This is a genomic window from Mesorhizobium sp. B264B1B (assembly GCF_020165765.1).
Classification (GTDB): domain Bacteria; phylum Pseudomonadota; class Alphaproteobacteria; order Rhizobiales; family Rhizobiaceae; genus Mesorhizobium.
The window spans coordinates 251536-273865 of record NZ_JAIUIS010000006.1 but is presented as its reverse complement, the minus strand read 5'-3'; the positions used below and the strand labels follow the sequence as shown (position 1 = coordinate 273865).

The following is a 22330-nucleotide window of genomic DNA, read 5'->3' as shown; positions in this document are numbered from 1 at the left end:
CACGCACAATTCAATTCGGCAGAGCGGTCCGATCACCCCGGACGACAGAGAGCGCACGCTTCACAGACGGCGCCGAACCGCTGCCTTAGCAGAGATGACAGGAGGCTGCGATGCGACCAGCATTCGCCGGCATCGATTTTGGCACTTCCAACTCCACCGTCGGCGTGGTCAGGAGCGGCCAGCCGCACCTCGTCGCGCTGGAAGGCGGCGAGGTCACGCTGCCAAGCGCCGTGTTCTTCAACTTCGAGGACAACCGTACCTGTTTCGGCCGCCACGCCATCGCCAATTACACCGACAGCGTCGAAGGTCGGCTGATGCGCTCGCTGAAGAGCGTGCTCGGCAGCGCGCTCGCGCAGGAAAAGACGCGCATCAAGGCGCGGTCGATCGGCTTCATGGAGATCGTCGGCCTGTTCCTCGGCCATCTGCGAAAAAGACTGGAGGACGATGCCGGCGGCGCCGTCGAGAGCGTGGTGCTCGGTCGGCCGGTGCAGTTCGTCGACGACGACGCCGAGGCCGATGCCAGGGCACAAAGCGAGCTCGAAGGAGCCGCCCGCGCCCAAGGCTTCAAGCATATCGCCTTCCAGTTCGAACCGATCGCGGCGGCCCTCGACTACGAGCAGAAGGTGACGCGCGAGGAACTGGCGCTGATCATCGACATGGGTGGCGGCACGTCGGACTTCTCGATCGTAAGGGTCTCGCCGCAGCGTGCCCGCTCGCTTGACCGCAAGGACGATATCCTGGCCAGCCGCGGCATCCATATCGGCGGCACCGACTTCGACCGATTGCTCAGCATCGCGCATGTGATGCCGGAACTCGGCTATCTCAGCCCGACCAAGGACGGCAAGCGCAACCTGCCGGCCAGCTACTTCATCGATCTTGCCACATGGCAACGCATCAACCTGGTCTACACGGCCAAGGCGATGACGCATCTGCGTCAGATCCGCTACGAGGCCGAGCGCGCCGATCTCGTCGACCGCTTCATCCATATCGTCGAGCACCGGTATGGGCACGCGCTGGCCGCTCTTGTCGAAAGGGCCAAGATCGCGCTGACCGACAAGGTCTCGGCCGATGTCGAGGTGAGGCTGCCGGAAGTCCAGTTCGCCGCCGAGATCACCCGAAAGGCGCTGAACGCCACGATCGCCAGGGACATCGAGCGCGTTGCCGCCACGGTCGGCCAGACCATCGGCGACGCCGGGGTCAAGTCGTCCGACATCACCGCCGTGTTCCTGACCGGAGGATCCACCGCGATCCCGCTGGCGAGACAAAAAATCCTGTCGCTGGTGCCTCAGGCTTCGGTCATCGAGGGCGATATGTTCGGCTCGGTCGGACTTGGCCTTTCGCTGGACGCGCAGCGCAAGTTCGGCTGATACCCGGACAATTCACGAACGCGCGGACGCCTTCTCGTCGGCCCCCAAATGCGCCTTGAGCGCCATCTGGGCCAGGCTTGCCTGGCGGTCGCGATGTGTAATCATGGCGAAGTCGCGTTTCGGCAGTTCGAGCGGCACGGACCGCAGGCTGCCTTCGGCGACGGCGCGTCCGACGACGAGCTCCGAAATGATGGTGGCGCCGGCACCGGCCTCGACCGCCTGGCGAACCGCCTCGTTGCTCGGCAGCACCAGAAATATCTGCAGGTCGTCAAGCGAAATCCCTTCGCGGCGCGCCAGATCCTCCAGCACCTCCCGCGTGCCGGAACCGCCCTCGCGGATGATCCAGCGCAGCCCTTTTATGTCGGGGCGGCCCGGCGCGATTTCGGCGATCTCGGGATGAGAAGCGGCAACCACCAGCATCAACCGGTCGATATCGACCTTGGCGCGGCGCAATATGTCGGACTCGGTGCGCCCCTCGACCAGGCCGAGATCGGCGGTTCCATCCAGCACGCTGGCTTCGACCTGCCTGGTGTTGCCTATGCTGACGCTCAGCCTGACCGCAGGATAGGCTTCGTGGAAGGACGCCAGCCGGCGCGGCAGCCAATAGCTGGCGATCGTCAGGCTGGCGGCGATGGAGAGGCTGCCGGCAACCGTCTGCGAGACATGTTCCAGCACATTGCGTGCGGCGGCGGCTCGTTCCAGTACGGCCTTGGCTTCTGGCAGGAACCGGTGACCGGTCTGGGCAAGCTCGATGTTGCGGCCGACGCGGTTGAACAGATGGACGCCATGCTGCTCCTCAAGCGCGCGGATGGCGGCCGACGCGGCCGATTGGGAGATGCCCAGCAGCTCCGCCGCCTTGGTCATGTGGCCGCGCTCGGCGACGGCGACAAATATCCGCAACTGGTCAAGTGTCATAAGGCATTAAGAACCAATATCGATCGAATTTACAAGAACAACTGATTAGACGGGTTGATAGCTTTATTCTAAGTTTTCCATCGAAGTTAGAAAAAATTCGCTACCGATTGACAGAGAATGAAATGATCGGGCGGTTCAAGTCCCTGTTCGCGCACTGGACCCGCGGCCTGCGGCGGCGGCTGGCCGGCGATCGCTATCATCCGGAAGAGCATTACATGCGCGGTCCCGGGCCGAAAACCAGGGCCAAAGCCGCGAACCGCAGAAGCGCTCGGGGATCATGACCCAAGGATCTCCGCGCGGCGCGAATTCCGCCCCGTCCCAACGCCCGCTCGCCGACACGAACGCACCCGACGAGAACGATGGCGTCGACACCTCGCCCGCCGTCTCCGACCGCATCGCCAAGACCACATGCTATATGTGCGCCTGCCGCTGCGGCATCGACGTGCACATCAAGGACGGCAAGGTCCGCTACATCAACGGCAACAAGGATCATCCGGTCAATCGCGGCGTGATCTGCGGTAAGGGCAGCTCCGGCATCATGCAGCATTACAGCCCTGCCCGGCTGAAAAAGCCGCTGCTGCGCACCGGCTCGCGCGGCTCGGGAGAATTCCGCGAGATCGAGTGGGAAGAAGCGCTGACGATCGCCGCGGAGCGGCTTTCGTCCATCCGCCGCAGCGACCCGAAGAAACTCGCCTTCTTTACCGGCCGCGACCAATCGCAATCCCTGACCGGCTGGTGGGCAAGCCAGTTCGGCACGCCGAACTTCGCCGCGCATGGCGGTTTCTGTTCGGTGAACATGGCCGCAGGCGGGCTTTATACGATCGGCGGCTCGTTCTGGGAGTTCGGCGAACCCGACTGGGACAATACCCGGTATTTCATGCTTTTCGGCGTCGCCGAGGACCATGATTCCAACCCGATCAAGATCGGCCTCGGCAAGCTGAAGGCGCGCGGCGCCAAGGTGGTGTCGATCAATCCATGCCGCACTGGCTACAACGCCATCGCCGACGACTGGATCGGCATCCGGCCGGGCACCGACGGCCTATTCGTGTTTGCCCTCATCCACCAGCTCTTGAAGGCAGGCCGCGTGGATCTCGACTATCTCCTGCGCTACACCAACGCCCATGTGCTCGTCATCCAGGATCCGGGTGCGGCCGATGACGGGCTGTTTGTCCGCGATGGCGCCGGCAACCTGCTCGCCTGGGACAGAGTGGCGAAGGTGCCTGTCCGCGCCACCGACGCCAGCGCCAAACCGGCACTGACCGGCAGCTTCACCATCGACGGCCGTCGCTGCGTTCCGGCGTTCCAGCTGATCGCCGATCGATACCTCGATGAGAGCTATTCGCCCGATGCGGTCGCGGAGCGCTGCGGCATTGCCGCCGGCACGATCCGCAGGATCGCCGCCGAGCTCGCACATGTCGCCTTTGAGCAGACGATCGAACTGCCGGTGGCGTGGACCGACTGGGCCGGCCGCCGCCACGAGACGATTAGGGGACGGCCCGTGTCGATGCACGCGATGCGCGGCATCTCAGCCCATTCCAACGGTTTTCATTCTTGCCGAGCCATTCATCTGCTGCAGGTGCTGCTCGGAACGGTGGACGTCCCGGGCGGCTTCCGCTTCAAACCGCCTTATCCGCGTTGCGCGCCGCCAGGACCGAAGCCTGCCGGCAAGAACGTCCGGCCGATGACGCCACTGGACGGCATTCCGCTCGGCTTCGTCTGCGGGCCTGACGACCTTCTGGTCGATGAGGCAGGGGTGCCGATCCGCATAGACAAGGCCTATTCCTGGGAGGCGCCGCTCGCTGCGCACGGCTTGATGCACACCGTCATCCGTAACGCCTGGGCCGGCGATCCATACAAGATCGACACGCTGATGATGTACATGTCGAACATGGCCTGGAATTCCTCGATGAACACCGTCGAGACGATTCGTATGCTGACCGACCGCGACGAGGCGGGCAATTACAAGATCCCTTTCATCATCTATTCCGACGCCTATTATTCCGAGACCGTGCCGTTCGCTGACCTCGTGCTGCCCGACACAACCTATCTCGAACGGCACGACTGCATCAGCCTGCTGGACCGGCCGATCAGCCATGCCGACGGACCGGGCGATGCTATACGCCATCCCGTGGTCGAGCCGGACCGGGACGTGCGCCCGTTCCAATCGGTGCTGATCGAGCTCGGCGCGCGCCTCGGCCTGCCGGGTTTCGTCAGAGAAGACGGGGCGGCCAAATATGCCGACTATGCCGACTACATCGTCAATCACGAGCGCACGCCCGGTATCGGCCCGCTTGCCGGCTGGCGCGGCAAGGACGGCAATTCGACCGGCAAGGGCGAGCCAAACCCGGACCAGTTGCAGCGCTACATCGACAATGGCGGCTTCTGGCACCACGATTTCGCTGAGGACCAGCGCTACTACAAGATGGCCAACCGGTCCTATCTCGATTTCGCGGTGCAGATGGGCTTCATCCCGAAGGCCGAACCAGTCGTCTTCCAGCTCTATTCCGAACCCTTGCAGCGCTTTCGTCTTGCCGCGCGCGGCCATGGTCGGGCCGTGCCGCCCGAGAGCGAACGCCAGCGCATCGAGACCTACATGGACCCGCTACCCTTCTGGTACGTGCCGTTCGAGGAAGCGGCCGTCGACCAGCAGAAATATCCGTTGCATGCGCTGACGCAGCGGCCGATGCACATGTACCATTCCTGGGGTTCGCAGAATGCGTGGCTGAGGCAGATCACCAGCCAAAACCGGCTGTTCGTGCATGAGAGGACCGCCGCAGGTCTCGGCCTTGCCGACGACGACTGGGTGTGGATCGAAAGCATCAATGGCAAGGTCAAGGGACAGATCAAGCTGGTCGAGGGCGTGAACGAAAGCACGGTCTGGACCTGGAACGCCATCGGCAAAAGGCGCGGCAGCTGGGGGCTGAAGGACGATGCCGCCGAGAGCAATCGCGGCTTCCTGCTCAACCACATCATCGGCGACCAGACCACGGCAGACACCAACGGCAGGCGGTATTCGAATTCCGATCCGGTGACCGGCCAGGCGGCATGGTTCGATCTCAAGGTGCGCATCGTCAAATGCGCGGCGGAGGAAGCCGGTTTCACCGAGCCGCAATTCGAGCGTTTCCACCAGCCGCCGCAATTCCAGCCATCGCCGGACACACTTCGCTTTGGCGCCGAATTCCGCATGAACAGGGAAGCCGCCAAATGACCTGCGTCCCCGCCCACACGGGCAAAAAACTAGGCCTGGTCATAGACCTCGACACCTGCGTCGGTTGTCAGGCCTGCGTCACCGCCTGCAAGGAATGGAACACCGGCGGCCACATGGCGCCGCTGACCGACATCGACCCCTATGGCGGCCATGTCGACGGCGTCTGGTTCAATCGCGTGCACAGCTACGAGCACACCACCGCGATGGGCGGCCGCACGGTGAACTTCCCGCGCTCGTGCCTGCATTGCGAGACGCCGGCCTGCGTCACTGTGTGTCCGACCGGCGCCTCCTACAAACGAGCCTCGGACGGCATCGTGCTGGTCGATGAGGACAAGTGCATCGGCTGCAAGCTATGCAGCTGGGCCTGCCCCTATGGCGCGCGCGAATTCGACACCGATGTCGGCGTAATGAAGAAATGCACGCTCTGCGTCGACCGCATCTACAATGACAATCTGGCCGAGGAGGACCGCGTGCCGGCCTGCGTCGCGGCCTGTCCGACCAGCGCACGGCATTTCGGCGATCTCGGCGACCCCGCCTCGGCGGTGTCGCAACTGGTTGAGGAGCGTGGCGGTGTCGACCTGATGCCGGAACTCGGCTACCGCCCGACCAACAAATACCTGCCGCCGCGCGCGCATACCGAACGCGCCGCAAAGATTTCTGCGCCAACCCTGGAGCCGGTGAGGGCCGAGGGTGGGTTCCTCGGCTGGGTCGACCGCATGCTCTCGAACTAAACCCCATGCATCCAGCCTTCTCCGTCGTCTTCTTCACCACCGCCACCGGCGCCGGCTACGGCCTGCTGGCACTGCTCGGCGTGCTGGCGCCACTTGGCGTTATCGCACCCGATTTCTGGCTGGGCATCATCGGCATGGGACTGGCGCTCGGCCTGATCACCGCCGGCCTGTTGTCCTCGACCGGACATCTCGGCCGCCCCGAACGCGCCTGGCGTGCCTTCTCGCAATGGCGCAGTTCCTGGCTGTCGCGCGAAGGCGTCGCCTCGGTCGCCACGTTCGTCCCGGCGGGACTGTTCGGCATTGGCTGGGTCATTCTTGGCCGCACCGATGGCTGGGTCGCCGCCGCCGGACTTCTGGCAACGATTGGCGCCGTCATCACCGTCTGCATGACCGGCATGATCTATGCCTCGCTGAAACCCATCGCTCAGTGGCACAGCCCTTACACCTTGCCCGGCTATCTCATTTTCTCGGCGATGAGCGGCAGTGTGCTTCTGGCCGCGCTATGCCAAGGCTTTGCCGTCGGTTCCAAAATGCTTCTGGCAGCCTGCGTACTGCTGACCCTGCTCGGTTGGGCCTGGAAGCTTGCGACCTGGCGGTACAACGACCAATTGGAAATCCCCACCAACGCCAACACCGCAACCGGGCTTGCCGGGGGGACGGTTAGATCGCTGGAATGGCCGCATACCGAGGAAAATTATTTGCTCAAGGAAATGGGTTTTCGCATCGCGCGCAAGCACAGCGCAAAGCTGCGGCGGATCACCCAGCTCCTGGGTTTCGCGCTGCCCGCCTTGCTGCTGATTACGGCCTTCGCCTTGCCGTCACCTTTCGCGGCGCTCGCATCGGTGTTCGCCGCGGTCGCACAGTTTGTCGGCATGCTGGTCGAACGTTGGCTGTTCTTCGCCGAAGCGAAGCACACGGTCACTCTCTACTACGGGAAATAGCGGCTTCAGCCGGGTCGCAGCATCGAGCCTGAAATCGCAAAGATGCGGTCCGTGCCGAGCATATAGGCCATCAGCGATTCCAGGCGGAACAGGCCGGCATAGGCGCGGTCGAGCACGTTGAGTGAGCCGGTATAGGCGCCGAAGGCGGGCATGATCATGCGGCCGCCATCGCCGGCGAAGCAGCGCCGCCGCACTGAACGGCCCTGCTGGACGATGCGGGCGCAGGGATGGAGATGGCCCGATATCTCGCCCTCGACGCGCAGCTTCGACGGCTCGTGCCGGAACAGCAACGAGCCGATGGCGAGTTCGCGCACCGTATCGCCCGGCAGGTCGGCCGGCGCCTCCGGGTCATGGTTGCCGGCCACCCAGAACCAGTCGCGGCCCGCCATCAGCGCCTCCAGCCGTTCGCGGAAACTTCGATGCATGCGCTCGGCGCCGCCGCCATCATGGAAGGAATCGCCCAGGCTGATGACGATTGCCGGCTGGTAGTCTGAGATGACGGCCTGCAATCGCAGCAAGGTCGCGCCGGTGTCATAGGGCGGGAGCAGCATGCCGCGCCTTGCCAGCGATGAGCCTTTTTCCAGATGCAGATCGGAAACGGCCAGAAGCTTGAGCTCGGGAAAGTAGAGCACGCCGCGCGGATCGCAGACCGCACGTTCGCCGGCGATGCCGACCAGATCGGCGTCGGCGATCAACGATGCGCGCGCCAGCGAAAAATTCATTCCTCAGCCACCTCCGGCCCCATGGCTTCCTCAACCAGCGTGGCCGCATCCATCAGCAGCGTTTCATCGGCTTCGCCGTGCACCGGCATCTTGCCGATCTCGAGCATGATCGGCACGGCGAGCGGCGATATCTGTTCGAGGTTCTTATGCATGATTCGACCTTGAATGCGCGAGAGCATGTCCGCAAGTCTGCTGACATCGAGCAGGCCCGCCGCCGCGTCCGCGCGCGTCGCCTGGAGCAATATGTGATCCGGCTCATGGCTGCGCAGGACGTCATAAATAAGATCTGTCGAGACGGTCACCTGACGGCCACTCTTCTCCTTGCCGGGATGACGCTTTTCGATCAGCCCTGAAATCAGCGCGCAATTGCGAAAAGTGCGCTTGAGAAGCCAGCTGTCTGCCAGCCAGGCCTCAAGATCGTCGCCAAGCATGTCCTCATCGAAAAGCGCGCCGAGCGAGGGTTTTCCGGCCTTGAACATCGCCCCCATGTCGCCCAGCGACCAAATGGCCAAGGCATAGTCGGTGGCGACGAAGCCAAGCGGCCTGGCGCCCGTCCTGTCCAGACGGCGGGTAAGCAGCATGCCGAGCGTCTGGTGGGCCAGCCTGCCCTCGAAGGGGTAGGCGACCAGATAGTGGCGGTTGCCGCGCGGAAAGGTCTCGATCAGCAGGTCATCGCGTTTGGGCAGCACCGATTTGTCGGCCTGGAAGCGCAGCCAGTCGGCCACCTGCTCGGGCAGTTTCTTCCACCGCTGCGGATCGTCCAGCATGGCGCGGACCTGTTCGGCGAGATAGGTCGAAAGCGGGAACTTGCCGCCGCCATAGTAAGGCACCTTCGCATCGCTGCCGGGCGCGTTCGAGACGAAGCACTCATTCTCGCGAATGCCTTCGAAGCGAAGAACTTTGCCGGCGAACATGAAGGTGTCGCCATGCGTCAGCGTCTCGAGGAAAGCCTCCTCGATCTTGCCTAAAACCCTGCCGCCGCGCGACACGGAACCCTTGCTGCCGGCCTGGACATAACGCACGTTGAGCGCCGGCACCTCGATGATAGTGCCGACGTTCAGCCTGTATTGCTGGGCCACGCGCGGATTGGATACCCGCCACAATCCCTCCTTGTTGAGGCGGATGCGGGCGTATCGCTCATAGCTCTTCAAGGCGTAGCCACCCGTGGCGACGAAATCGACGACGCGGTCGAATGTCGGCCGACCCAGCCCGGCATAGGGGGCCGCCGACCGCACCTCCTCGTAAAGATCGTCCGCGCGGAACGGTGCGCCGCAAGCACAGCCAAGGACATGTTGCGCCAGCACGTCGAGCCCGCCATCGACCAGTGGAGGCGTATCCTGCGCGCCGAGGTAGTTGGCATCCAGCGCTGCCCGGCATTCGAGCACCTCGAAGCGGTTGGCCGGGATGAGGACGGCTTTGGACGGTTCATCCATGCGGTGGTTGGCGCGGCCGATGCGCTGCGCCAGCCGGCTCGCTCCCTTGGGTGCGCCGACATGCACGACGAGGTCGACGTCGCCCCAGTCGATGCCGAGGTCGAGCGTCGAGGTGGCGACGATGGCGCGCAGCGCATTGTCGCCCATCGCCTTCTCGACCCGCCGCCGCTGCGCGACATCGAGCGACCCATGATGCAAGGCGATCGGCAAGGTATCTTCGTTGACGCGCCACAATTCCTGGAACAGCAACTCCGCCTGGCTGCGCGTATTGACGAACAGCAGGGTCGTCTTGTGGCGCTTGATCTCGCGGTAGATCTCGGGCGTCGCGTAGCGGGCCGAATGTCCGGCCCAGGGCACGCGCTCTTCCGAGTCAAGGATGGATATTTCGGGCTTTGCGCCGCCGGTAACGACGATCAGTTCGGCCATATCGCCGGGTGGATTCTGGCCGACCAGCCAGCGGCGCAATTCGTCCGGTTCGGCCACCGTGGCGGAAAGTCCGATGGTCTGAACCTCGGGCACGAACTGGCGCAGCCGCGCCAGGCCAAGCGCTAGGAGATGACCGCGCTTCGAAATCACCAGCGAATGCAACTCGTCGAGCACGACATAGCGCAGGTCTTCGAAGAAACGCCTTGCATCGGGAGCCGCGATCAGCAGCGCAAGCTGCTCGGGCGTGGTGAGCAGGATGTCGGGCGGCACCAGCTTCTGCCGCTGGCGTTTGTGCGCCGGCGTGTCGCCGGTGCGGGTCTCGATGGTGAGGGAGAGCCCGATCTCCTCCACCGGCTTGCCAAGGTTGCGCTCGATGTCGACAGCCAGCGCCTTCAGCGGCGAGATGTAGAGTGTGTGGATGCCGCGATGGGCCTGACCCGGTTTTCGCCTGGCCCTGACGGCCAGTTCGGTCAGCGAAGGCAGGAACCCGGCCAGCGTCTTGCCGGCGCCGGTCGGTGCGATCAGCAGTACCGACTGCCCTGCCTGAGCCCTCGCCAGCAATTCGATCTGGTGCGCGCGCGGCGCCCAGCCCTTCTCGCCAAACCATCTGAGGAATGGGTCGGGCAGAATGACGGCGGCATTCTGGTCGGCAAGGCGCGGCTTCTCTGTCACGCGTCAGAGTTAGCGCGACGGCGCGCTAACGCCAAGAACAATCGGAACAAAAGGTGATCGAGCAGTTTTTCTCTCCCTGGGAGAAGGGAGGATTGGCGCTAGGGCCGCCGGAACCCCGTCGGCCCGCCGTAGAGATAGCCGATGCGGGCGACGGCTTCCTTCAGGCCTTCGCGCGACACCAACATGGTGTGGCCGTTGGCGTGGATCATGGTCTCGGCATCGGTCATGATGGCGACATGGCCTTTCCAGAAAACGAGATCGCCGCGGCGCAGGCCGGAATAATCGGGGCCTGGATCCAGCGGCTCGCCGATGCTCTGCGCCTGCATGTCGGAATCGCGCAGGACATCGGCGCCGGCCATGCGCATCGCCAGTTGCACGAGGCCGGAGCAATCGATGCCGAAGCCGGAGACACCACCCCAGAGATAGGGCGTGCCGAGAAACATCTCGGCCACCGAAACATAGTCGGCGGCCACATTACTGAGCGGCCGCAGGTGACCCGCTATGATTGCCTCACCGGAGGGCAGGACGGCATAGTGGGTGCCGCGCGTTTCGGCGGACCCGGTCACCGTGACGGTGGACCCCATCGACAGCTGTCCCGCGATCGGAAGGCGCAGATCCGGGCCGGGATAGAGGAAAGTTCGGGGCACGGAGACGATATGGGTGAGCGCATGATCCCGCCCGCCCAACATGGCGTCGGCGACATAGCCGACATAACCGTCCCGTTCGGCTTGGATCCAGGCCCAGCCCTCTCTGTCCTCGAAAACGAGCACGTCATCGCCGAATAGCGCTTGCGTGTTGACACCAGCGTCTGGACGCGGAGCCTTGCGGATATCGGCAACTGGGATCGAAATCCGCGCCGGCCGGCCGGCGACAAAGCGGTCGGCAGCGACCTCTCCTTTCAATCTCGCATCGGCAAGATCGGGCCGAAAGGCGTGGAGGCGGGCATCCCTGGCGGTCAAATCAGTTCATCCATTGAAGCGGCTGGTCGTCAGATGGGCAGCTCTTGTGCCTTGGCGATGATACCATCGCCGAAGCGCTCGACAAAGAGGGCGCCCTCGACCGTGCGCTTGATCAGCACGTTGCGCTTGTCGAGCTCGTCACGATGGCGCGACACCAGTTTGAGCGCGCCCATCGTGTCGAGCGCCCTGGTGATGACCGGCTTGGTGACGTTGAGACGGGCCGCCAGCCCGCGCACCGTGTGCGGCGGCGGATCGAGATAGATGGTGAACAGGATAGCCGTCTGGCGCATGGTGAGGTCGGGCGCGTCGTCGCGCACCTGCGACAGCATCACTTGCTGCCACAATCGCAAGGCCTGGCTCGGGCGCATCGAAATCGACATCGCACGAGAATGACGGCAAATTGTTTCGGTTCCGTTTCAGTTTCGGCAACCTGCCGGCCCTGAAAGTCGCCGCCACCTCAGCCAAAACGCTTCGAGATGACGCGCTCCAGTGCCCGGATGCCTTGCGCCTCGCCGCCGGCAGGTCCGTGCGGACGATCGGCGGGGTTCCAGGCGAATATGTCGAAATGCGCCCAGCTTGGCGTCTTCTCGACAAAGCGCTTGAGAAACAGCGCCGCGGTGATGGAACCGGCGAACCCATCCGTGGTGACATTGTTGATGTCGGCGATCTTCGACGATAGCTTCGCATCATAGGGCCGCCACAGCGGCATGCGCCACAGCGGATCCTCGACCGCCAGCGAGGCTGTCGTCAGTTCCGAGGCTAGTGCCTCGTCGCCGGTGTAGAAGGGCGGCAGGTCCGGACCTAGCGCGACACGAGCAGCCCCGGTGAGCGTCGCCATGTCGACAAGCAATTGCGGCTCCTCCTCGTCGGCCAGCGCCAGCGCATCACCCAGAACCAGTCTTCCCTCGGCATCGGTGTTGCCAATCTCGACTGACATGCCCTTGCGGCTCGCCAACACGTCGCCAGGCCTGAAGGCGTTGCCGGCGATCGAATTCTCGACGGCCGGGATCAGCACGCGCAGCCGCACGTTCAATCCGGAGGCCATGATCATCGAGGCCAGACCCAGCACATTGGCGGCGCCCCCCATGTCCTTCTTCATCAACAGCATGCCGGACGACGGCTTGATATCGAGGCCGCCAGTGTCGAAACAGACGCCCTTGCCGACCAACGTCACTTTCGGCGCGCTCCTTGGCCCCCAGCCCATGCCGATAAGACGCGGTGCGCTGGACGAAGCCCGGCCGACGGCATGGATCATCGGGAAATTCTGCTTGATGAGATCGTCGCCCTTGATGACCGACACCTCGGCCTTGTGAATTTCGGCCAGGGCTCGAACCGCCTTCTCCAGCTCGTCCGGCCCCATGTCGCTGGTCGGCGTGTTGACAAGATCGCGCGTCAGGAAGACGCCTTCGACGATGCGGCGAACGCGTTTTGCCTCTACGCCGGCCGGCAATTCGAAGCGCAGCGCCTTGCCCGGTTTCTTGCCATAGCGGGTAAAGACATAGCCGCCGAGGGCCAGCGCGATCGCCGCCAGCTCCGGCTCGGCCGGCGCGGAGGTGAAATGCCAGTCGCCCTCCGCCAGGCTTTTCGCCAGCGCGCCGACGGCCAGCGCGCCCTCGCCGTCGCCAATGCCGAACAAGGCACCGCCGAGCGCGCCGTTTTCCGCAGGCACGATGAGCGTCCTGCCCGCTTCGCCGGAGAAGCCGTTGGCCTTGGCCCACGCCACGGCTGATGACGTCAGACCGGCCGTCTCCAGACCGTCCTTAGCCACTAGATGGACAGGAAGCGGGTTGTTCAGCTTGTTCTCGACCAGTTCCACTGACATTCGATGTTCTCCTGCCGACGTCCGTCGATTCGGCGCTTCTTAACTGTCCGTTAGGGTTAACAGAATATTTCTTCGAGAGGGAAGATGGTCACGCAATGGCCACGCGCACGAATGGAGGCCCAGGGTGCCGATGTCGACGAACCGCACGATGAACGCCAGCGGAAAGCGGCTCATCACCACGGCCTTCATGCTCGCCCTCGCCGCAGGCGTTGCCGGCTGCGGAACCGACAAGATCAGCACAGGCTCGATCGGACGCACCAGCGGCAAGCCGCTGGAGACGATGTCGGCGGGAGAATTGCACAATGCGACGGCAGCGCTTGGCCAGTCCTATTCCAGGAATCCCAACGATAAGCGGATAGCGACCAACTTCGCCGCGGCGCTGCAGATGGATGGCGATGCCGACCAGTCGCTTGCCGTGATGCGCAAGCTGGCGATCGCCTATCCCAAGGATCGCGACGTGCTTGCCGCCTACGGCAAGGCGCTGGCCGCCAACGGCCAGTTCGAGGCGGCGCTTGATGCCGTGCGCCGGGCGCAGACGCCGGAATATCCCGACTGGAGGCTGGTGTCGGCGGAAGCGGCCATTCTCGACCAACTCGGCCAGAAGGACGACGCGCGCCAGCTCTACCGCAAGGCGCTGGAGCTCAAGCCGAACGAACCTTCGGTGCTTTCCAACCTTGGCATGTCCTATGTGCTGGGAGGCGACCTGCGCACCGCCGAAACCTATATGCGCTCGGCCGCACAGCAGCCGAATGCCGACAGCCGCGTGCGCCAGAACCTGGCGCTGGTCGTCGGCCTGCAGGGCCGCTTCGACGAAGCCGAGAAGATCGCCTCGCAGGAGCTGTCACCCGAACAGGCGCAGGCCAATGTCGCTTATCTCAGGCAGATGCTGGCTCAGCAAAATGCCTGGAGCCAGCTCAAGGACCAGGACAAGGCGAAAGCCGCAACCAACTGAGCGGCACGCGGCCACCGAACCCTGCATAAGAGAACCGCGCTGCGTCAGCCGCGCGGTTTTTCTTTGGATCGGTCAGATTCACCTACTGGCTGCTGGTTTCGTGCGCCTGGCCGAAGATGCCGCGCTGGCTGACCTGGATGCCGGCAGGGCCGAGGATGATGGCGAAAAGCACCGGCAGGAAAAACAGGATCATCGGCACGGTGAGCTTGGGCGGCAAGGCGGCGGCCTTCTTCTCGGCAGCGTTCATGCGTTGGTCCCGGCTTTCACCCGCGAGCACGCGCAACGCATGCGCCACAGGCGTGCCGTAACGCTCGGCCTGGACGAGTGCCTGCGACACCGACTTGACGGATTCCAGGCCGGTGCGGCTGGCGAGATTCTCATAGGCCTGCTTGCGCTCCTGCAGATAAGAGAGCTCGGCGTTCGTCAGGATGAATTCTTCCGCAAGGGCCACCGATTGGGCGCCGATCTCGTCGGCGACCTTGCGCAACGCCGCTTCCACCGACATGCCAGACTCGACGCAGATCAGCATCAGGTCAAGCGCGTCCGGCCATGCCATCTGGATCGATTGCTTGCGCTTGGTGGCGCGGTTGTTGACATAGACGACCGGTGCGTAGAAGCCGCCATAGGCAACGAGGACGCAGACGAACAGCCGGATGAACAGTGGCTGCTGCGGCAGTCCTCCGAGCACGAATATGTAGATAACGCCCAGTGCGAAGCCGACAAACGGAAGCACGAGGCGGAAGAAGAGGAACCGCGTCAGCGGGTTCTGCCCACGAAAGCCGGCAACCTTGAGCTTCTGCAAAGTACCCTCGTCGGCGAGGGCGCGCCGCAGGTCGAGCCTGTCGACGATGTTGCGCATGCCGATCGACTGTTCTTCGCGCAGGCCCTTGCGGCGGCGATCCGCCTCGCTTGCAAGCCGCGCGCGCTGCTTGGCGCGCAATTCGTCGCGTTCCAGCGCGACCGACTTCATGCGCGCCTTGAGCTGGTTTCCGCCAAATGCCGGCAGCAAGGTGAAGACCGTCGCGAACACGGCAATGCCGACCAGCAGCGCGATCAGGAGGCCGGGATCCGTCAGTGATTTGACGACTTGTTCGGTCATGCCGCGGCCCTAGACTTCGAAGTTCATCATCTTGCGCATCACGAAGATGCCGATCGACATCCAGACGGCCGAAACCCCCAGGATCAGGTTACCGATGCTCGTGGTGAACAGCGGCATCAGGTAGTTGGGGCTGGAGAGATAGACGAGAAACGCGACGATGAAAGGCAGCGCGCCGATGATGGCGGCGGACGCCTTGGCTTCCATCGACAGCGCCTGGACCTTGGCCTTCATCTTCTTGCGGTCGCGAAGCACGCGCGAAAGATTGCCCAGCGCCTCGGAGAGATTGCCGCCGGCCTGCGACTGGATCTGAATGACGATGCCGAAAAAGCTCGCCTCGGTGCATGGCATGGTTTCGGGCATGCGCAAGGTGGCATCCGGGATCGACAGGCCCATCTGCTGCGAATCGACGATGCGGCGAAACTCGGCCTTGACGGGCTCGGGAGATTCATTGGCGATCAGGCGCACCGCATCGTTCAGCGGCAGGCCGGATTTGACCGCGCGCACGATGATGTCGAGCGCGTTGGGAAATTCGTTGAGGAATGCCTTGACCCGCCGCGCGCGGCGAAATGAGACGAACCAGCGCGGCAGGCCGAGCGCACCGGCCAGCAGCACGCCAGGCAAAACAAAAAGCGGCGCCCCCACCACGAAGGCGATGATCGTCAGGGCAAGGCCGCAAATGGCGGAATAGATATAGAAGCGTTCGATGGAAACCTTCAGGCCGGCTTGGCGCAGTTGGGCCTTCAGCGGCGGTTTCTTGACCGCGCTGTCCTTGGATTTCTGCTTCTCGTCGAGTTCCTTCAAGGAATCCTGGACCGACTTGCGTCTTTTGGCCGCCTCCGCCACGCGATCGCGCGAGGCCTTGACGACGGAGCGATCCGTCTCCGCGGTCTTGATCGTTTCCAGCCGCTTACCGGCCTGCTTTTCGTTGCTGATCCGGGTGAACAGGAATGCATAGGCGACCGCGCCGGCGCTGAAGCCGGCGAGCACGACAAACGCCAATACGGTGCCGTCAATTCCAAACATCGATCAGAACCCTTACGCCTGCAGCAGCGTCAGTCAGCGCGTTTCTCCATCGCCTCAAGCGCTATTGCGAGGCGCTGCTCCTCGCCATAGTAACGGGCGCGGTCCCAGAAATGGGGGCGACCGATGCCGGTCGATACATGCTCTCCCAGCAGCCGCCCATTCGCGTCCTCGCCCTTGATGTTGTAGAGGACGATGTCCTGCGTGATGATGACGTCGCCTTCCATTCCGATCACCTCGGTGATGTGAGTGATGCGGCGCGACCCGTCGCGCAGGCGTGCCGCCTGGATAATCACGTCGATGGAGCCGACGACGATTTCGCGCACGGTCTTCTGCGGCAGCGAAAAACCGCCCATTGCGATCATGGATTCGATACGATTCAGGCATTCGCGCGGGCTGTTCGAGTGGATCGTTCCCATCGAGCCGTCATGGCCGGTGTTCATCGCCTGCAGAAGGTCGAACACTTCGGGTCCGCGTACTTCGCCGACGATGATGCGCTCGGGCCGCATGCGCAGGCAGTTCTTGACCAGATCCCGCATCGTCACCTCGCCTTCCCCTTCGAGGTTGGGCGGGCGGGTTTCCAGACGGACAACATGCGGCTGCTGTAGTTGCAGTTCGGCCGAGTCCTCGCAGGTGATGACGCGTTCCTCGCGATCGATGTAGTTGGTCAGGCAGTTGAGCAGCGTCGTCTTGCCCGAGCCGGTGCCGCCGGAGATGACGATGTTGCAGCGAACACGGCCGATGATCTTGAGAACCTCGGCTCCTTGCGGCGAGATGGCGCCGAACTTCACCAGCTGATCGAGCGTCAGCTTGTCCTTCTTGAATTTGCGGATGGTGAGCGCGGTGCCGTCGATGGCGAGCGGCGGCGCGATGACGTTGACGCGGGAGCCGTCGGGAAGACGCGCATCGCAGATCGGGCTGGATTCATCGACGCGGCGGCCGACCTGGCTGACGATGCGCTGGCAGATGTTGAGAAGCTGCTGGTTGTCACGAAAACGAATGCCGGTCTGTTCGACCTTGCCGTTGACTTCGATGTAGACGTTCTTGGAGCCGTTGACCATGATGTCGGCGATGTCGTCGCGGGCGAGCAATGGCTCGAGCGGCCCATAGCCAAGCACGTCGTTGCAGATATCCTCGAGCAGTTCTTCCTGTTCGGCGATCGACATCGCGAAATTCTTGATCGCGATGATGTCGTTGACGATGTCGCGGATTTCCTCGCGCGCGCTTTCGGGATCGAGCTTGGCGAGTTGCGACAGGTCGATCGTGTCGATCAGGGCGGCGAACACCTGGCTCTTGGTGTCGTAATAGGTTTCGCTCTTTTCGCGCGCCGCCCGCTTCGGCTCCGGAGCTATCGGCGGCGCCTCGACCGCGCGGCGGGCCGGCGGTGCAACAGGAGCGCTCGACGCAGGTGCGGCCGCCGGCCTCGCAAGAACCGCCGTATCGGCCGAATCCGCGACGGCTGGCGCGGTCGGCGCCGGTGCCGGCTGGCGGAATTCCGGCTTGAACCGGTTGCCGTCGTCGCTGCCTCTCTTACCAAACATGATCGACTACCGATTCCACTGAAGAAGCATCATTTCTTGTTGCGCGAAAGCTTGCCGAGCAGATTTCCGAGACCCGCTCTTTTCTTCACCCGGATTTCGCTGCGACCGGTCAGCACATGGGCAATTTCGTTGATCGTGGCGACAACCGGGTTCTTGGCGTCCATTTCACCAAGCATACGTCCGTTGTTGGCGGCATTGCCGAACAGCAGCGGGTCAAAGCCGATGATCGCCATCGCGGCCAGGCCGAGCGGCTCGGCGAAATCGGACGGGGAAATCTCCGGACGTTTGGGCACGCCGGCCTGATTGATGATGAGTTTGGGCGGCGAGTCGTTGGGACGAAGCCGTTTGAGCATGTCGACCAAATTCTTGGTATTACGCAAATTGGCCAGTTCCGGCGTCGCCGTGATGACGATTTCATCGGCCTTGATCAGGGTGTTCTTGGTCCAACCCGTCCAGACATGGGGAACGTCGAGCACCAGGAGCGGCACGGTGCGCTGCGCGGTGTCGACAAGCTGCGTAAAGGCGTCGGGATCGAAATCATAGACGCGTTCGAGCGTCGAGGGCGCGGCGAGCAGCGAAAGGTGTTCGGCGCACTGGGTCAGCAGCCGGTCGAGATAGACTTCATCGATGCGCTCGGGCGAAAACACCGCTTCGGCGATGCCTTGCGCGGGATCCTGGTCGAAATTGATGTTGGCCGTGCCGAAAGCGAGGTCGAGGTCTGCGACGACCACCTCGGATTTGAACAGGGAGGACATCGCCCAAGCCACGTTATGGGCGATGGTGGAAGAGCCGACGCCACCCTTGGCGCCGACGAAGGCGATCGAGCGGCCGAGCGGCTCGGCTTCCGGATCGACAAAGATCGACGATATGACGCTGACGATGTCGGCCATCGACACCGGCGCGATGACATATTCGGAAATGCCGGAGCGGATGAGCTCGCGATAGAGGCCGACATCGTTGTAGTGGCCGATTACCACCACTTTGGAAGACGGGTCGCAATATTCCGAGAGCTGCGCGAGCTGTTCCAGCAGCTGTTTGGGTTCGCTGCGCGACTCCAGCAGGATCAGGTTCGGCGTCGGCGCCGACTGGTAGAATTCGATGGCCGTGGGGACGCCGCCCATATGGACCTTGAGATGGGCCTTGGTCATGCGGCGGTCCTCGCCGGCGCGCTCGACCGGATTGGCGACACCCTCGGTCTCGCAGAATGCCTGGATCGAGATGCGGGGAACCGGCCGCAGCGCCTGCATCGCGGCGATGTCCTGCGGCGAGGTCTCACCGCCGTCCACGGGGGTGTCATAGGCAAGATTGCTCATGGTCATCTTTCCGTGACTTCTCTTTTCCTTAGGGCGCGGCTCAGTATGTCACTTCAGAATTGCCGAGGAACTCGTCCGAAATACCCCTGCTGCGGTAGACGTCGATCACCGCGCCACGATTTTCCGCGTCGATGGTGGTCTGCTTGCGCGGCCCGATCAGGTCGGCCGGATTGGCCATCTGGGCGGCGAGATTGTTTTGATAGGAGCAGCCGAAATCGGCATAGTGTTTGTTCTCAGACGTCTCCAGCAGGTCATCTGGCCATCGTCCGCATTTGTCGGTCTGGGCCTTCACGGCGATATAGGCGACCCGGATCGGGGCGGATGTCTCACTCGAGGCAGCCTGATAGGAGACGACCACGATCCGGTTGCGCTTGACGCCCGCGGCAATCGCGAGCCGGGCGAAATCGCGCGCTGCTGCGGCGGCGGCGACCTCGTTGGCCGAGCCGCTCGGAACCTGGATCGTCAGCGTCGGGGCAGCACTCTTGTCATAGCCGTCGAGGAAACCCAGGAGCGTATCGCGCTGCGAGCCGGTCATGCCGCGGTCACCTGCACCGACAGGTAGATCTATCTTTTGGTTCTTCTCGGCGATCACGATCGGATGGTTGGTGCGGTAGTCGTCTGGAATGGCGCCGACGGTGACACTGTCGCGCTGGGCGCAGCCGGCCAGCAATGCCGCCATCGCCACCGCCAGGGCAGGAATGGCGCGCCGGAGAATTCCCGAACGGCCGGACCGCGTGGTCATGGCGATGGTCCTTGCCTGCAATGCTGACTGAGACATGTCCGCTTCCCCGTTCACTTGTAGATGAAGCCGACGACGCCGTGATAACGGCCGCTGGGCTTGTCCGTCTGCATTGTGCCGTAGACACGATTGACTCGGCCCAGGAACATACCGGCGCCATCGCTGGCGGCGTTGAAATTGTCGTCAGGTTTGGCGAGGTCGTTTCGTGCCACCGGTTTCACCAGATAGGGCGTGATGATGATCACCAGTTCGGTCTCGTTGCGCACGAAGTCTCTGCTTCGGAACAGTGTGCCGAGCACCGGGATCTTTGTCAGCCCGGGCAGGCCGGCGACAGCCTGCCTGACGTCATCGCGGACGAGGCCGGCGATCATCATCGAACCACCTGACGGCAATTCGACGGTCGTGTCGGCAAGTCTCTTGCGGATAGACAACAGCGTGGTTCCGGGCAACCTGCCTGCAGCTTCCAGCGTGGTGGCGCCTTCGGCAGTAGGCTCCGACACGGACGTCCGGACCTTGAGGCTGATCCGACCGGCCGACAGCACAACCGGTTGGAACTCCAAGCCGATGCCGTATTCAAGTTTGTCGTTGGTGTATGTGACCTGCCCTGTCTTGTTCTCGTCCGAAACATTGTTCGTACGGCTGGTGATGAGATTGAACTCGCCACCGACCCTGAATGTTGCCTTCTCACCCGACACGGCGGTGAGGGTCGGCTCCGCCAGCGTCTTCATGACGCCACCTTGCTCCATTGCGTTTAGATACGCCTGAAGCGCCGAGGTGCCGATCGAAGCTCCCGAGAATTGCGAGAGCGGTTTCCCAAGCCCGTATGCCGGGGTGCTCATCGCGTCATAGCTGATGCCGTTGCTACCGCCGCTGCCCACCATGTTGACGCCAAGCTGCTTCATCACGGAGCGGCTGACTTCGGCGACCGTCACCTTGAGCGTGACCTGGTCGTCGCCGATGATCTGCAAAAGATTGACGATTTTCGAGACGCGGCGTTCCTGGTCCGGATTGTTGATGTCGACACCACTCTGGGCCGAGCCGCCGGCCGCGGTCTGCGAATATTGTCCCGTCGTCGCTTCACCGCCCGAGACGAAGATCGTCGCCAGGTCGACGGCGCGTTTGGCGTCCAGCGGCGTGTCGACGGTTCCCGTCAGGACGACGTTGTCGTTCAGCAGTTCGACCTTGATGGACGATGTCGGGATGAAGCGCTTGATATAATCCTCCAGGCCTGCGACGTCGCGTTCGACGGCCAGATCGAGGCTGACGATCTGTTCGCCATTCGGCCCGAACACAAAGATGTTGGTCTCGCCAACCGCCTTGCCGAACAGGTAGATGCGCCTCGCGGTGCGGGTCACCGCATCGGCGACGGTCGGATTGGCGACAAGAATGTCGTAGGCATCACTCGGCAGGTCGATGACCACCGACTTGTTGAGGCCGAGCTTGACGCGCTGGGTGGCCGCCGAAGCCGAAACCTGTGCACTCTTGGCCTCGACAACGCTCTGCACGTTTGTCCCAATGAGCAGCAGGCCGAAAGCCGCTGCCATGATCGCCGGCAGTTTACCGCTTAGCCTCATTTCCTTGCCCCCACTTCGGAAACTTCGCCCGACTTGATCAGCCTGACCGTTCCCTTGCGGCCATTGCCGGAAACGAGATAGTCGGCCTCATCCAAATTCTTTTCCTGGGTGTCCGTGATCGCGCGCAGCGCGAGCGTCAGGCGATCCGCCATCTGCTGGGCGACGGTGATGATCTCCGCCTGCTTGGGCGTCAGTTCCAGCGTGGCGGTCTGGCCCACCCTGGTCTTCTTGCCTTCCTCGTCCTCCTGGATGGTCTGGTCGATCGCCAGGACGCGGATGTTCTTGAGGATGGTTTCGGTGTTGAAGCCGGAGCCGCCGCTGTTGGCATCGGCCCGGCGGGTCATAATGACGTCGACGAAATCATTCGGAAGGATGAAGCCGCCGGCAGAGGTGTCGGCCGATATCGTCGTGGCGACCGCCCGCATGCCGGAGGGCAGGATCGACGACATGAAGCTTTGCCCCTCGCCGATCAGCTTGGAACGCCGCACCGGCTCGCCCGCGTACATCGGCACACGGGCTATGGACCCCTTCAGTTTCTCCAGGGCGTCGGGAGCAGTGGCCTTGGTGATGAAATTGGCGTTGATGCCGTCGGCCGGCCAGGATTGCCAGGCAATGTTGTTCTCGAGCTGGCTGCCCATGGTGACATCGCCCGACAGGACAAGCACGTCCTGCAATGCCACGGCGGGAGCCGCTGGACCGGACTCGACGATCTGCGGTGGCGGCGCGGCGACCATGTTCTTCGCGACATAGCCAGCACCACCCGCCGCGGCGACCGCCACGCTCAGAATAATCAATCGGGATGCTGGCATCTGTCCGAACCCTCGCCTTGGCAAACCACCTAGCCAGGCCGGACTTTGCAGCGGCAATCGTCAAAACAAGGTTAATGTAATGCTTAC

18 protein-coding genes are annotated in these 22330 nt (G+C 63.2%); 5 read left to right on the top strand and 13 right to left on the bottom strand.

Annotated features, from left to right (window positions below; genetic code table 11):
• Positions 1-110: 110 nt before the first annotated feature.
• Entirely contained in the window at positions 111-1367 is a 1257-nt protein-coding gene (locus tag LB547_RS15065; RefSeq protein WP_140759487.1) for an Hsp70 family protein, read from the top strand.
• A 12-nt stretch (positions 1368-1379) separates the two neighbouring features.
• On the opposite strand, the gene LB547_RS15060 is transcribed toward LB547_RS15065, so the two are convergent.
• Entirely contained in the window at positions 1380-2282 is a 903-nt protein-coding gene (locus LB547_RS15060) for a LysR family transcriptional regulator (protein ID WP_140759484.1), read from the bottom strand.
• Positions 2283-2559: 277 nt separating this feature from the next.
• On the opposite strand from LB547_RS15060, the gene LB547_RS15055 reads away from it, so the two are divergent.
• The 3 genes from LB547_RS15055 to LB547_RS15045 are packed head-to-tail and all read left to right on the top strand — an operon-like array spanning position 2560 to position 7162.
• A complete protein-coding gene (locus tag LB547_RS15055) occupies positions 2560-5490 on the top strand; it encodes a molybdopterin oxidoreductase family protein (protein WP_140759481.1) in 2931 nt (976 codons plus the stop codon).
• A complete protein-coding gene (locus LB547_RS15050) occupies positions 5487-6221 on the top strand; it encodes a 4Fe-4S dicluster domain-containing protein (protein WP_140496689.1) in 735 nt (244 codons plus the stop codon). Before LB547_RS15055 ends, LB547_RS15050 begins: the two co-directional genes overlap by 4 nt.
• Positions 6222-6226: 5 nt before the next feature.
• Positions 6227-7162 (top strand): dimethyl sulfoxide reductase anchor subunit family protein, encoded by a 936-nt coding sequence (locus LB547_RS15045; RefSeq protein WP_140629765.1) that lies wholly within the window; start codon positions 6227-6229, stop codon positions 7160-7162.
• Positions 7163-7167: 5 nt separating this feature from the next.
• On the opposite strand, the gene pdeM is transcribed toward LB547_RS15045, so the two are convergent.
• The 5 genes from pdeM to LB547_RS15020 form a co-directional block, all read right to left on the bottom strand.
• Complete coding sequence (gene pdeM, locus LB547_RS15040) at positions 7168-7884, bottom strand: ligase-associated DNA damage response endonuclease PdeM (protein ID WP_140496693.1); 717 nt, start codon at positions 7882-7884, stop codon at positions 7168-7170.
• Positions 7881-10415 carry a ligase-associated DNA damage response DEXH box helicase gene (locus LB547_RS15035; RefSeq protein ID WP_140759478.1) on the bottom strand — a complete coding sequence of 845 codons (2535 nt, stop codon included), beginning with the start codon at positions 10413-10415 and terminating at the stop codon, positions 7881-7883. The genes pdeM and LB547_RS15035 overlap by 4 nt, the downstream gene beginning before the upstream one ends.
• Before the next feature lie 98 nt (positions 10416-10513).
• Positions 10514-11374, bottom strand: a complete 861-nt coding sequence (locus LB547_RS15030) for an NlpC/P60 family protein (RefSeq protein WP_140496697.1) — start codon at positions 11372-11374, stop codon at positions 10514-10516.
• Between the two features lie 29 nt (positions 11375-11403).
• Positions 11404-11754 carry a MarR family winged helix-turn-helix transcriptional regulator gene (locus LB547_RS15025; protein WP_140513216.1) on the bottom strand — a complete coding sequence of 117 codons (351 nt, stop codon included), beginning with the start codon at positions 11752-11754 and terminating at the stop codon, positions 11404-11406.
• A 77-nt stretch (positions 11755-11831) separates the two neighbouring features.
• Positions 11832-13196, bottom strand: coding sequence for a leucyl aminopeptidase family protein (locus LB547_RS15020; protein WP_140759475.1), 1365 nt, complete (start codon positions 13194-13196; stop codon positions 11832-11834).
• Between the two features lie 130 nt (positions 13197-13326).
• Here LB547_RS15020 and LB547_RS15015 point away from each other — a divergent pair, with 130 nt between their 5' ends.
• Positions 13327-14148: a tetratricopeptide repeat protein gene (locus tag LB547_RS15015; RefSeq protein WP_140496703.1), complete on the top strand. Its 822-nt coding sequence runs from the start codon at positions 13327-13329 to the stop codon at positions 14146-14148.
• Positions 14149-14230: 82 nt separating this feature from the next.
• Here the strand turns inward: LB547_RS15015 and LB547_RS15010 are convergent, their stop codons facing one another.
• Genes LB547_RS15010 through cpaB form a run of 7 tightly spaced genes read right to left on the bottom strand, consistent with a single transcriptional unit; the run spans position 14231 to position 22243 of the window.
• On the bottom strand, positions 14231-15247 hold the full coding sequence (locus LB547_RS15010) for a type II secretion system F family protein (protein WP_140496706.1): 1017 nt from the start codon (positions 15245-15247) through the stop codon (positions 14231-14233).
• 9 nt (positions 15248-15256) lie between these two features.
• Entirely contained in the window at positions 15257-16270 is a 1014-nt protein-coding gene (locus LB547_RS15005) for a type II secretion system F family protein (RefSeq protein ID WP_140496708.1), read from the bottom strand.
• A 29-nt stretch (positions 16271-16299) separates the two neighbouring features.
• The gene (locus tag LB547_RS15000) at positions 16300-17808 is read right to left on the bottom strand and encodes a CpaF family protein (RefSeq protein ID WP_140496710.1); all 1509 of its coding nucleotides are present in this window, start codon (positions 17806-17808) and stop codon (positions 16300-16302) included.
• Positions 17809-17837: 29 nt separating this feature from the next.
• Complete coding sequence (locus LB547_RS14995) at positions 17838-19121, bottom strand: CpaE family protein (RefSeq protein ID WP_411970492.1); 1284 nt, start codon at positions 19119-19121, stop codon at positions 17838-17840.
• Between the two features lie 40 nt (positions 19122-19161).
• Positions 19162-19899, bottom strand: coding sequence for a CpaD family pilus assembly protein (locus tag LB547_RS14990; protein WP_140513210.1), 738 nt, complete (start codon positions 19897-19899; stop codon positions 19162-19164).
• A gap of 14 nt (positions 19900-19913) precedes the next feature.
• Positions 19914-21434, bottom strand: a complete 1521-nt coding sequence (locus LB547_RS14985; RefSeq protein WP_140513208.1) for a type II and III secretion system protein family protein — start codon at positions 21432-21434, stop codon at positions 19914-19916.
• Positions 21431-22243: a Flp pilus assembly protein CpaB gene (cpaB, locus tag LB547_RS14980; RefSeq protein ID WP_140513206.1), complete on the bottom strand. Its 813-nt coding sequence runs from the start codon at positions 22241-22243 to the stop codon at positions 21431-21433. The genes LB547_RS14985 and cpaB overlap by 4 nt, the downstream gene beginning before the upstream one ends.
• Between the last annotated feature and the right edge of the window lie 87 nt (positions 22244-22330).

Excerpts from the sequence above, each read along its gene's own strand:
- LB547_RS15050 (WP_140496689.1), top strand. The coding sequence starts at position 5,487 with ATGACCTGCGTCCCCGCCCACACGGGCAAAAAACTAGGCCTGGTCATA.
- cpaB (WP_140513206.1), bottom strand. The coding sequence starts at position 22,243 with ATGCCAGCATCCCGATTGATTATTCTGAGCGTGGCGGTCGCCGCGGCG.
- LB547_RS15015 (WP_140496703.1), top strand. The coding sequence starts at position 13,327 with ATGTCGACGAACCGCACGATGAACGCCAGCGGAAAGCGGCTCATCACC.
- LB547_RS15005 (WP_140496708.1), bottom strand. The coding sequence starts at position 16,270 with ATGTTTGGAATTGACGGCACCGTATTGGCGTTTGTCGTGCTCGCCGGC.
- LB547_RS14985 (WP_140513208.1), bottom strand. The coding sequence starts at position 21,434 with ATGAGGCTAAGCGGTAAACTGCCGGCGATCATGGCAGCGGCTTTCGGC.
- LB547_RS15010 (WP_140496706.1), bottom strand. The coding sequence starts at position 15,247 with ATGACCGAACAAGTCGTCAAATCACTGACGGATCCCGGCCTCCTGATC.
- LB547_RS15045 (WP_140629765.1), top strand. The coding sequence starts at position 6,227 with ATGCATCCAGCCTTCTCCGTCGTCTTCTTCACCACCGCCACCGGCGCC.
- LB547_RS15025 (WP_140513216.1), bottom strand. The coding sequence starts at position 11,754 with ATGTCGATTTCGATGCGCCCGAGCCAGGCCTTGCGATTGTGGCAGCAA.
- LB547_RS15000 (WP_140496710.1), bottom strand. The coding sequence starts at position 17,808 with ATGTTTGGTAAGAGAGGCAGCGACGACGGCAACCGGTTCAAGCCGGAA.
- LB547_RS15065 (WP_140759487.1), top strand. The coding sequence starts at position 111 with ATGCGACCAGCATTCGCCGGCATCGATTTTGGCACTTCCAACTCCACC.
- LB547_RS14990 (WP_140513210.1), bottom strand. The coding sequence starts at position 19,899 with ATGTCTCAGTCAGCATTGCAGGCAAGGACCATCGCCATGACCACGCGG.
- LB547_RS15020 (WP_140759475.1), bottom strand. The coding sequence starts at position 13,196 with ATGTCAGTGGAACTGGTCGAGAACAAGCTGAACAACCCGCTTCCTGTC.
- pdeM (WP_140496693.1), bottom strand. The coding sequence starts at position 7,884 with ATGAATTTTTCGCTGGCGCGCGCATCGTTGATCGCCGACGCCGATCTG.
- LB547_RS14995 (WP_411970492.1), bottom strand. The coding sequence starts at position 19,121 with ATGAGCAATCTTGCCTATGACACCCCCGTGGACGGCGGTGAGACCTCG.
- LB547_RS15060 (WP_140759484.1), bottom strand. The coding sequence starts at position 2,282 with ATGACACTTGACCAGTTGCGGATATTTGTCGCCGTCGCCGAGCGCGGC.
- LB547_RS15055 (WP_140759481.1), top strand. The coding sequence starts at position 2,560 with ATGACCCAAGGATCTCCGCGCGGCGCGAATTCCGCCCCGTCCCAACGC.